This window comes from Actinomadura sp. 7K534 (assembly GCF_004348575.1).
Classification (GTDB): Bacteria; Actinomycetota; Actinomycetes; order Streptosporangiales; family Streptosporangiaceae; genus Spirillospora; species Spirillospora livida.
Genome location: NZ_SMKB01000272.1, coordinates 1 through 9,055 on the forward strand (window position 1 = coordinate 1; position 9,055 = coordinate 9,055).

The 9,055-nt window shown below is 71.3% G+C and carries 5 protein-coding genes; all 5 read right to left on the reverse strand.

What is annotated here, in order from left to right:
• Nucleotides 1-109: 109 nt before the first annotated feature.
• The 5 genes from E1266_RS32245 to E1266_RS32265 all read right to left on the reverse strand — a co-directional run bounded on the left by E1266_RS32245 (nucleotide 110) and on the right by E1266_RS32265 (nucleotide 8,889).
• Nucleotides 110-3,115 carry a glycoside hydrolase family 3 protein gene (locus tag E1266_RS32245; protein ID WP_132053552.1) on the reverse strand — a complete coding sequence of 1,002 codons (3,006 nt, stop codon included), beginning with the start codon at nucleotides 3,113-3,115 and terminating at the stop codon, nucleotides 110-112.
• 91 nt (nucleotides 3,116-3,206) lie between these two features.
• Nucleotides 3,207-4,214, reverse strand: a complete 1,008-nt coding sequence (locus tag E1266_RS32250; protein WP_132053554.1) for a LacI family DNA-binding transcriptional regulator — start codon at nucleotides 4,212-4,214, stop codon at nucleotides 3,207-3,209.
• Nucleotides 4,215-4,331: 117 nt separating this feature from the next.
• The gene (locus E1266_RS32255) at nucleotides 4,332-5,702 is read right to left on the reverse strand and encodes a GH1 family beta-glucosidase (protein WP_132053556.1); all 1,371 of its coding nucleotides are present in this window, start codon (nucleotides 5,700-5,702) and stop codon (nucleotides 4,332-4,334) included.
• Complete coding sequence (gene yicI / locus E1266_RS32260) at nucleotides 5,702-7,993, reverse strand: alpha-xylosidase (protein WP_132053558.1); 2,292 nt, start codon at nucleotides 7,991-7,993, stop codon at nucleotides 5,702-5,704. Before yicI ends, E1266_RS32255 begins: the two co-directional genes overlap by 1 nt.
• Nucleotides 7,993-8,889, reverse strand: coding sequence for a carbohydrate ABC transporter permease (locus tag E1266_RS32265; protein ID WP_243719155.1), 897 nt, complete (start codon nucleotides 8,887-8,889; stop codon nucleotides 7,993-7,995). Before E1266_RS32265 ends, yicI begins: the two co-directional genes overlap by 1 nt.
• Nucleotides 8,890-9,055 lie beyond the last annotated feature (166 nt).

Sequence of the window (9,055 nt, forward strand, 5' to 3'; positions counted from 1 at the left end):
GCGGTGGTGAGGGTGGCGGTGATGACGGCGAATCTGCTTTTGGCACGCATGGAGGGCGTCCTTTGCAGCGGGGCGGCCCGCCCCGGCGGCGCCGGGGCGGGCCGGGGTGTCAGCGGGTCAGGGAGAAGGTGCTCAGGCGGGTCTCGCCGGTGAAGACGAGGTAGACGTCGCGGTCTCCGCGGGCGCCGGTGAGCGGTGCGGTGATCTCCTTGTAGGTGTACTTGTCGCCGGTTGACGGGACGTTCAGGGTCCCCGCCACCGGGCCGTCTGGACGGTCCAGGCGGACCTGGATCGCGGTGGCGCCCGTTCCCGCGACACGTGCCGTGATCTTGCCGGTGGACCGGCCGAGGCCGGCGTCCGCGAACTTCAGCCAGGACCCCGCGGCTCCGGCCGCCGCGTCGCCCTTGGCCTTCGACTCGTCGACCAGCTCGACGCCGTCGTGGTCGTCGAAGTCGGCCGCGCGGGTCGGCTTCGATAGGTCGCGGTCGGGGATCGTCTCCCCGCGCACGTTGAGGTGTGCGCGACTGCGGATGTCGGTCGCCGAGGAGCCGATGAGCAGGTCGTGCTCGGCCTTCTCGACCGTCCACTTGCCGCGGGTGACGTCCCAGATGGCGAGGTCGGAGGCGCGCAGGCGGAACCTCGCGGTCACCGTCTCGCCGGGCTCGACGTGCACCTTGTCGAAGGCGCGCAGCTTCCTGAGCGGCTGCTTCACGCGGGAGTCCCGCTGGTGCGTGTAGAGCTGGACGACCTCGTCGCCGGCCTTCCCGCCCGTGTTGGTGACCGGGACCGTGACGGTCACCGTGCCGTCACCGCCGATGGAACGGCTGCTCAGCCGGGGCTTGCCGTAGCGGAACGTCGTGTACGAGAGGCCGTGGCCGAACGGGTAGAGCGGCTTGCCCCTGAAGTACTGGTAGGTCCGGTCGTTCTTGATGATGTCGTATTCGAGGATGCCGGGCAGGTCCTTCTCGGACCGGTACCAGGTCTGCGGAAGCTTGCCCGAAGGGCTCTCGTCGCCGAAGAGGACCGACGCCAGGGCGTTGCCGGTCTCGGCGCCCGCGTGGCTCGTCCACAGGATCGCCGGGACGTTCGCCTGCTCCCAGTTGAGGGTCGTCGGGTAGCTGTTCTCCACCACGACGACGGTGTTCGGGTTGGCCGCGCGGACGGCCCGGACGAGTTCGGACTGGTCTTCGGCGAGCGCCATCGTGGTGCGGTCGTGGTCCTCGCGGCCGTTGATGAACGGCATGCTGCCGACCACGACGACGGCGGTGTCGGCGCCCGCCGCCGCCTCGACGGCCGAGTCGACGCCGCTGCTGATGACGTCCTTGGCGAAGCGGCCCGCGTCGTCCTTCGTGGTGAGGACGAGCGTCCCGTCGTCCTGGGCCTTCAGGTACGTCTTCGCCGGGTCGGCCCAGTCGTAGGCCTTCTCGTAGCCCGCGTAGCGGATCAGCAGGTGGCCGTCGTCCTGCTCTTCGAGCTTGAACATCTGCTGGACGAACCAGTCGTTCGGCTGGTCCTGGTCGTTGGCGAACGTGTCGCCCCAGTTGTGGCGGCCGACCACCTTGCCGTTGGCGGCGCTGCGCAGCGTCACAACGCCCTGGCCCCAGTCGAAGACGTCGAACCGGGTGGTGTCGTCGGCGGCGCTGGTGGGGCCGGTCTTGAGGACGGCTCCGGCGCCCGTGCCGCCCGCGACGTACTTGCCGGTTCCGACGTCCTTGAGTGCGATCCGGTCGACGCCTTCGCTGCTCGTGACGTTCCCGGCGCCCGCCTTGGCGGTGATCCCGTCGAGCGGGGTGACCTCGTACGGCAGGTCGCCGGAGTACCAGTCGGTGTAGAGCGTGTCGGCGAGCTGCCCGACGACGGCGACCTTCCCGGATTCCGGCCCGGACGCGATGGGCAGCGTCCCGCCCTCGTTCTTGAGCAGCACCATCTGCTCGGTCGCGGCCTCGCGGGCGACGGCGCGGTGGGCGGGGCGGTCCACGACGTCCTTGGTGATCCTCCCGTGCGGACCGCCGCCCGGGTCGAACTCGCCGAGCCGGACCCGGATGCTCAGGATGTGGCCGGCGGCGCGGTCGATGTCGGACTCGGCGAGCAGCCCGCGCGACAGCGCCTCCTTGACCGCGTTGACCGTGATGGACGAGTCGGTGTTGTCGGTGGTGAAGCTGTCCACGCCCGCCTTGAGGACGGCCGCGTCGGCGGTGGCGAGGTCGGGGAAGTACTGCTGGGACCCGACGAGGTTGTTGGGCCCGCCCGCGTCGGTGACGTTGAACAGCGTCCGGTCCGTCCAGGAGCGGATCAGTCCGCCCGCGTCGGGCGTGACGGTGGCGGGACGCCCGTTGATCAGGTTGTAGGCGGTCATGACCCCCGTGACGGCGTCGCGGCGGATCGGCATCTCGAACGGGACCTCGTCGTACTCCTTGCTCACCCGGGGCCGCAGGCTGGAGGACGTCTGGTCGCGCCGGATCTCGTTGTTGTTGGCCATGTAGTGCTTGAGGACCGGGGCGGTCCTGAGGTGGTCCGGGTCGTCGCCCTGCATGCCGTGGCCGTAGGCGGTGGCGAGCAGGCCGGTGAGCAGCGGGTCCTCGGAGTAGCCCTCCTCGTTGCGGCCCCAGCGCGGGTCGCGCAGCGGGTTCACGACCGGCGCCCACAGCTGCAGGCCCCACACGTCGGGGTTCTCGGCGTGGTAGCCGCGGGCCTCGGTGCCGACCACCGAGCCGACCCTCTTGAGCAGCTCCGGATCCCAGGTCGCGCCGAGCCCGACCGACTGCGGGAACACCGTGCCCTCGGCCCGCACGACCGCGCCCTGGTCGTGGATGTCGGTGGACCACGCGACGCCGTGCAGCGCCTCGGTGCCGGTCTTGAACCGGTCGATGCCGAGCCTCGGGATCGCGGGCTGGTACTGGTGGAGCAGGGAGATCTTCTCGTCGAGCGTGAGCCGCCCGAGCAGGTCGCCGACCCTGGCCTGCACCGGGAGGCCGGGGTCGCGGAACGGGAGGGTCTCGCGGGCGGCGGCGGGTGCCGCCAGCGCGAGGGGGGCCGCCACGACGGCGGCCAGGACGAGGGTCAGCGACCGGCTGCGCCGGCCGGGGGAACGGGGGTTTCGATGGGGTCTGGGCATCGATTCTCCTCTGGGACTAGCCCCCCGATGACATGTGTCGAAGCGTTTCGATAACGGCCCGCGGCGGGCCCCGGCATCCCTCCTTCGCAGGTCAGGCGGGGGCGGGCGCGCTGCTGGCGCGCCGGGTCAGGGTCGGCGGGAGCAGGGTCGCGGCGGGGACCGGCACCCCTTCCAGCTTGGACATCAGCAGCTCCACGGCGCGCCCGCCCACCTCCTCGGCGGGTATCGCGACCGACGACAGCGGCGGCTCGGCGTGCTCGGCCATCTCGTCCGGGCAGATCGCGACGACCGACACGTCCTCCGGGACGCGGCGCCCGGCGGCGCGCAGCGCCCCCACCACCGAGCCGACGACCGGCTCGTTGTGCACGAGCACGCCGGTCAGGCCGGGGCGCTCGGCGAGGAGCCGCCCGACCAGGTCGCGGGCCGCGTCGGGGGCGGCCTCGCACGGGTGGACGCCCCCGGACAGGCCGTGCGCGCGGACAGCCTCGGCGAAGCCGTCCGCGACCCGCCGCGCGTACCCCGTCTGCCGGGCGTAGACCTCGGGCGGCGAGCCGATCATCGCGATCTCGCGGTGCCCGAGACCGGCCAGGTGCTCGACGCAGACGGCGCCGGCGGCGTGGAAGTCGAGGTCGATGCAGGTCAGGTCGTCGGCGTCGGCGGGGAAGCCGATGAGCACGCTCGGCCGGTCCAGCGAGCGCAGCAGCGGCACCCGCGGGTCCTTCATCTGCACGTCCATGACGATCAGCGCGTCCACGAGCGCGCTGTCGGCGACGCGGCGCAGGCCGTCCTCGCCCTCCTCCTGGGTGAGCAGCAGGACGTCGTGGTCGTGCCGGCGCGCGGCGGTGACGACCGAGACGGCGAACCGCATGACGACGGGCACGGCGATGCCGGAGCGCAGCGGGATCATCAGCGCGAGCACGTTGGAGCGGCTGCTGGCGAGCGCGCGGGCGCCCGCGTGCGGCCGGTAGCCGAGCTCGCGGATGCTGTCGCGGACCCGCCGCCGGGTCTCCTCGGAGATCGAGCGCTTGCCGCTCAGCACGTAGGAGACCGTGCTCGGCGAGACCCCCGCGTGCCGCGCCACATCAGTGATCTTGACCACGGCCCGTCCCGTCGTCTTCGAAGCGGTGCAACGTGCGACCGATCGTAGCCGCGCCGGACGCGGCCGCAGTGCGGCACCGGCGGGCGTCCGGCGCGCCGAGCGGCCCCCGGCGGGCCATCACGTGCCTCCGCGGCGCGCGGCGATCGCGTCGCGGTACCAGAGGGCGCTGTCCTTCCAGGTGCGCTCGCCGGTCGGGTAGTCGACGTGGACGAGGCCGAAGCGCTTGGAGTAGCCGTAGGCCCATTCGAAGTTGTCCAGCAGCGACCACGCGAAGTATCCCCGGACGTCGGCGCCCGCCTGGCACGCCCGCTCCACCGCGGCGATGTGGTCGCGGAGGTAGGCGATGCGGCGGTCGTCGCGGATCCGGCCGTCGCCGTCCACCCGGTCGTCGAACGCGGCGCCGTTCTCGGTGACCATCAGCGGCGTGTGCGGGTAGTCGCGGTGCAGCCGCAGCAGCAGCTCCTCCATGCCAGTCGCGTCGATCGGCCAGCCCATCGCCGTGTAGGGGCCGGGCTGCGCGACGAACTCGACGGCGTCGCAGCCGACGAACGGGGACGCCGCCCCCCGCCGGTGCCCGTCCGCGTGTTCCCGCGGCGAGACCCCGTCCCACCGCCGGACGAGCGTCGGCGAGTAGTAGTTGACGCCGAGGACGTCGAGGGGCGCGGCGATGATCTCGGCGTCGCCGTCGCGCAGGAATTCCCAGCCGGTGATCGGCGCGGTGTCCTCCAGCAGGTCGGCGGGGTAGCCGTTGCCGAGCATCGGGTCGAGGAACACGCGGTTGGACACGGCGTCCACCTGGCGGACGGCGTCCGCGTCGCCGCGCAGGTGGTGGATGTTGAGCGTGACGGAGTGCCGCGCGGACGGGGAGACCACGCCGCGCAGCGCCCGCACGGCCAGGCCGTGGGCGAGGTTGAGGTGGTGGGCGGTGGCGAGCGCGGCCGCGGGGTCGGTCCGGCCCGGAGCGTGGACGCCGGACGCGTAGCCGAGGAACGCCGTGCACCACGGCTCGTTCAGCGTCGTCCACGTGTGCACGCGGTCGCCGAGGACGCGGCCGATCCGCTCGGCGTAGTCGGCGAAGCGGCGCGCCGTGTCGCGTTCGGGCCAGCCGCCCGCGTCCTCCAGGGTCTGCGGGAGGTCCCAGTGGTAGAGGGTGGCGACCGGGGCGATGCCGTGCCCGAGGAGTTCGTCGACGAGCCGGGAGTAGAAGTCGAGGCCCTTCTGGTTGGGCGTCCCGTCCGGCAGGACGCGCGACCAGGAGATGGAGAAGCGGTAGGCGTCGAGGCCCAGCTCGGCCATCGTCGCCACGTCCTCCTGCCGGCGGTGGTAGTGGTCGGTGGCGACGTCGCCGGTGTCGCCGTCGAGCACCTTGCCGGGCGTGTGGCTGAAGGTGTCCCAGATGGAGGGTGCGCGGCCGTCCTCCTGGGCCGCTCCCTCGATCTGGTACGCGGCGGTGGCCGCGCCCCACAGGAACCCTTCCGGGAAGCCCATCAGTTCTCCCTCTCCAGAGTGATGACCAGTTCGTCCCCGGCCGCTTCGACCAGGACGCCCTGCGGGTGTTCCGCGGGCTCGCCGCCTTCCACCGCGGCCGTGCGCGCGTTGACGAGGAGAACGTTCCAGGCTCCGCCGCCCGTGACGCGCAGGTTTTCACCGTTTCTCGTCGTGGTGAACGTGGTGCCGCCGACGCGGGTGGTGACGGTGGTCCCGTCGGACGGCTCGTAGACGCGGAGCGTGACGCCGTCGGCGTGGTCGTAGTCGGGACGGTCCTGCACCGCGCCCTCCGGTACGACCGCTCCGGGGCGGACGAGCAGCGGCACGCTGCCGAACCCGTGCCTCTCGCGCACCCAGCGGCCGCCCTCGACGCGTTCGCCGGTGAGGTAGTGCGTCCATCTGCCTTCCGGGACGTAGTAGGAGATCTCACCGTCGGCCGTGAACACGGGCGCCACGAGCAGGTCGCCGCCGAGCATGTACTGGCGTTCCAGGTGCGTGCAGGCGGGGTCGTCCGGGAATTCGACGACCATCGCCCGCATCATCGGAAGGCCCTCCTCGTACGCCTGCCGGGCGGCCGCCGAAAGGTAGGGCATCAGCCGCATCTTCAGCCGGGTGAAGTCGCGGAGGACGTCCACCGACTCCTCGTCGAACAGCCAGGGCACCCGGTAGGAATGGCTTCCGTGCAGCCGGCTGTGCGAGGACAGCAGGCCGAACGCGATCCAGCGCTTGAAGAGCGCCGGGTCGGGCGTGCCCTCGAATCCGCCGATGTCATGGCTCCAGTACCCGAAGCCGGACATGCCCAGGGAGAGACCACCGCGGAGGCTCTCCCCCATCGCCTCGAACGTCGATTCGGAGTCGCCGCCCCAGTGCAGCGGAAACCGCTGGCCGCCCGCCGTGGCGGAACGGGCGAACACCACCGCCTCGCCCTCGCCCCGCCTCTTGCGGAGGAGGTCGAACACGGTCTGGTTGTAGAGGTAGGTGTAGTAGTTGTGCGCCCGTTCCGGGTCGGAGCCGTCGTGGTAGACGACGTCGGTGGGGATGCGCTCGCCGAAGTCCGTCTTGAAGGAGTCCACGCCCATGTCGAGGAGCGCGTCGAGTTTGCCCGCGTACCACTCCCTCGCCTCGGGATTGGTGAAGTCGACGACCGCCAGCCCGGGCTGCCACTTGTCCCATTGCCAGACGTCCCCGTTCGGGCGTTTCAGCAGGTAGCCGCGCGCCCGCCCCTCCTCGAACAGCGGGGAGCGCTGCCCGATGTACGGGTTGATCCAGACGCAGACGCGCAGGCCGCGCTCGCGGAGCCGGCGCAGCATCCCCTCCGGGTCGGGGAACACCCGCGGGTCCCATTCGAAATCGCACCACTGGTACTCGCGCATCCAGAAGCAGTCGAAATGGAAGACGCTGAGCGGCAGGTCGCGCGACGCCATCCCGTCGATGAACGACGTGACGGTCTCCTCGTCATAGGACGTGGTGAACGACGTGGACAGCCACACCCCGTAGGACCAGTCGGGAAGCCGGGCGGGACGCCCCGTGAGCGCGGTGTACTTGCGCAGGATCTCCTTCGGGGTCGGCCCGTAGATGACGAAGTACCGCATCGACTGGCCCTCGACGCTGAACTGCGTCCGGGCGACGGCCTCCGACGCCACCTCGAAGGAGACCCGGCCCGGATGGTGGACGAATACGCCGTAGCCCGCGTTCGTCAGGAAGAACGGCACGTTCTTGTACGCCTGCTCGCTGGCCGTGCCGCCGTCGGCGTTCCAGATGTCCACCGACTGGCCGTTCTTCACCAGCGGCCCGAACCGCTCACCGAGCCCGTAGACGAAATGGTCGACGCCGAGATCGAGCTGTTCGCGGACGTAATGGCGCCCGTCGTCGGTGTCGATGACCGCCTGCGCCTTGGGCGCGCTGCCGGTGAGGCGCCGCCCGTCCGCCAGGAAGTCGACGCCCCACTCCCCCTCCCGCCCGACCCGCACCGACAGCGCGCCCGACGTCAGCGTCGCCGCGCCGTCGTCGACGGACACCTCGCCCGCCGGGTCGGCGGCGAGCTCGAAGTCGGGGCCGCGCCTCCGCTCCCCCGCGAAGTGGGTGAGCGTGACGCCGATGACGTCCGGCATCGGCGAGTCGCACGTCATCGTGACCACCGGCCCCCTGAGCAGGTCGCCGCGGTGCCTGATGCGCTGCACCGGCGCGTACACCGTGAACGAGCCCTGCCCGGTCTCGACGTCGAGGACCTCCACCGGGTGAGACGCGTGCACACCGTCGCGCATCATCCAGTAGCCGTCGCTGAACTTCATTATTTGATCGCTCCCGCAGTGAGACCGCGCGACAGAGTGCGCTGGAAGATGAGGAAGAAGAGGACGGTCGGGAGCAGGCCGAGCAGCGACGCGGCGCTGGACATCGTGGCGTCCATGAGCCGCTGCCCCTGCAGCACGCCGAGCGCGACCGAGACCGTCTGGTTCTCGTTGGAGATGAGGAAGACCATGGGGATCAGGAACTCGTTCCAGGTCCACACGAAGAAGAACACCATCAGCACCGACAGCGTCGGCCGCACGACCGGCACGACCACCCGCCACAGCACCTGCCACCGGCCCGCGCCGTCGATCCGCGCCGCCTCCAGCAGCGGGCGCGGGAACGCCGACAGCACCGACGCCAGCAGGTACGTGCCGAAGGCGCTCTGGATGACGGTGAACACGATGATCACGCTGATCCTCGTGTCGTACAGGCCGACCTGCTTGGACAGGTGGTAGAGCGGGTAGACGAGCGCCTCCTGCGGCACCGTGTTCGCCATCAGCAGCAGGACCAGCACCCACATCCGCCCCTTGATCCGGCCGATGCCGAGGGCGTAGGCGTTCAGCACCGACAGCAGGACGGCGAGGACGGCCACGGACCCGCTGATGAACACGCTGTTCAGCAGCACCTGCCCGAACTCGACGCGCTCCCAGAACGCGCGGACTGCATCGAGGTTGAACCCGTCCGGCGGCGCCAGCGGCCCCTTGGTGGAGTACTCCTGCGGCGTCTTCAGCGCGTTGAAGACGACCACGACGAACGGGATCAGCATCACGCCGGCGAACGCGGTCAGGGCCACCAGCACCGCGTAGGCCGACGGGCCGCGCCGCCGCCCGCGCCCGGGAGCGCCGGACCGCCGGGCGCTCGGCGGCGCCCCGGTCCCCTTCGCGAGGGTCGCGGTCACCGCTCCTCCCCCAGCTCGCGCCCCTGCATGCGGAGGAACACCACGGTCAGCGCGACGACCACCAGGGTCAGCACGGTCGCGATCGCCGAGCCGTAGCCGACGTCGGACTTCTCGAAGAAGCTGACCCACGAGTAGTACGCCGGGACGTTCGTCGCCCCGCCCGGCC